Source organism: Sulfuricurvum sp. MLSB, from assembly GCF_000747095.1.
Taxonomy (GTDB): Bacteria; Campylobacterota; Campylobacteria; order Campylobacterales; family Sulfurimonadaceae; genus Sulfuricurvum.
Map to the genome: position 1 here is coordinate 1 of NZ_JQGL01000019.1, position 306 is coordinate 306.

Consider the following 306-nt stretch of genomic DNA (forward strand, 5'->3'; position numbering starts at 1 on the left):
ACAAGATTTGCTACAAGTGAGCCCTGAATGCCGTCTCCGATGTTATCAGAGCCACCATAAAGACGGTCACCTGCTTCAAACATAATAAGGAAGGAGTTTCCGCATTCTGCCTGTCTCATTGCGTCCATGTTTTCCTGCGATAGTTCGTCAATGTCGAAAACAATCTGGTGTTTCTTTGAAGTAACAATCTCACGATTGTTTGACATTTTAATCATGTTTGTTTCCGGCTCTGCCTTTTCGCCAATTACCGTCAATGAACGGATAGCGGTTGCTGCTGCTGAGGTGTTGGAAACACGCGCTGCCATT

At 45.1% G+C, this 306-nt stretch carries 1 protein-coding gene; it reads right to left on the minus strand.

The features are described 5' to 3' along the window. The coding region (locus JU82_RS02515; protein ID WP_294892023.1) for a hypothetical protein at positions 1-306 on the minus strand (306 nt) is incomplete at both ends.